This is a genomic window from Actinomadura sp. 3N407, from assembly GCF_052245875.1.
Lineage (GTDB): Bacteria > Actinomycetota > Actinomycetes > Streptosporangiales > Streptosporangiaceae > Spirillospora.
Map to the genome: position 1 here is coordinate 1 of NZ_JBQQBP010000073.1, position 1,147 is coordinate 1,147.

The 1,147-nt window shown below is 66.7% G+C and carries 1 protein-coding gene; it reads left to right on the top strand.

Annotated features, from left to right (window positions below; translation table 11 throughout):
* On the top strand, positions 1-1,147 hold a 1,147-nt coding region (locus ACTWPP_RS44970; protein ID WP_443110613.1), incomplete at both ends, for an acyl-CoA dehydrogenase family protein.

Genomic DNA, 1,147 nt, shown 5'->3' on the forward strand with positions numbered 1-1,147 from the left:
CGTACGCGCCGTCTGAGGAGCATGAGCTGTTGCGGCGTACGGTGCGTGAGCTGGCCGATGCCAAGATCGCTCCTTTCGCGGCGGAGGTGGATGAGGAGTCGCGGTTCCCGCAGGAGGCGCTGGCGGCGTTGGCGGCCAGTGATCTGCATGCGGTGCATGTGCCCGAATCGTACGGGGGTGCCGGTGCGGACGCGCTGGCGACGGTGATCGTGATCGAGGAGGTGGCGCGGGCGTGTGCGTCGTCGTCGTTGATCCCGGCGGTGAACAAGCTGGGTACGGTTCCGGTGCTGCTGGCCGGTTCGGAGGAGGTCAAGAGGCGGTATCTGGGTCCGGTGGCGCGGGGTGAGGCGATGTTCTCCTATGCGTTGTCGGAGGCTGAGGCGGGGTCGGACGCGGCGGGGATGCGGACTCGTGCGGTGCGTGATGGTGGGGTGTGGGTGCTGGACGGCACCAAGATGTGGATCACCAATGCGGGGGTGTCGGAGTTCTACACGGTGATGGCGGTGACCGATCCGTCGGCGGGGGCGCGTGGTATTTCGGCGTTCGTGGTGGAGAAGTCCGATCCGGGTGTGTCGTTTGGGCCCCGGGAGCGCAAGCTGGGGATCAAGGGGTCGCCGACCCGTCAGGTGGTCTTGGAGGGGGTGCGGATTCCGGCGGATCGGATCATCGGTGCCGAGGGCACCGGTTTCAAGACGGCGCTGGCCACGCTGGATCATACCCGGATCACCATCGCCGCGCAGGCGCTGGGGATCGCGCAGGGGGCGCTGGATTTCGCGGTGGGGTATGTCAAGGAGCGCCGTCAGTTCGGCCGGCCGATCGGTGATTTCCAGGGGGTGCAGTTCATGCTGGCCGATATGGCGATGCGGTTGGAGGGGGCGCGGCAGTTGACCTATCACGCGGCGGTCAAGTCCGAGCGTGCGATGCGGGGTGAGGCGGTCGCGGATCTGACGTTGGTGTCGTCGGCGTGCAAGGCGCTGGCGTCGGATGTGGCGATGGACGTCACCACCGATGCCGTGCAGTTGCTGGGTGGTTATGGCTACACGCGGGAGTTCCCGGTGGAGCGGATGATGCGCGACGCCAAGATCACCCAGATTTACGAGGGGACCAACCAGATCCAGCGCATGGTCATGGCCCGCCAGCTCCTCAA